Here is a 269-nt window from a genome sequence, read left to right as displayed (position 1 = left end):
GAATTGAAGTAGCTGACGTAGCAAAGAGATTAATGGACTACGGATTCCATGCTCCGACTGTTTCTTTCCCTGTGGCGGGAACATTAATGATTGAACCCACAGAATCTGAAAGCAAAGCAGAAATCGATCGTTTTGCAGAAGCACTCATCGCGATTAAGCATGAAATTGACGAGATCGCCAGTGGTGAAGCGGATGCAACAAATAACGTATTGAAAAATGCTCCTCATACAGAGCAGGTCGTTATCTCTGATTCTTGGGACAAACCATAC

Annotated in this window: 1 pseudogene; it reads left to right on the top strand. The window is 43.5% G+C overall.

The features are described from left to right. Positions 1–269: pseudogene (locus tag ACR9ZK_RS22115) on the top strand (hypothetical protein); the annotation flags it as partial.

It is taken from the genome of Monashia sp. HAY1-5C, assembly GCF_056755255.1.
The sequence above is the reverse complement of the archived record's forward strand: the minus strand, read 5'-3'. Positions and strand labels throughout refer to the sequence as shown.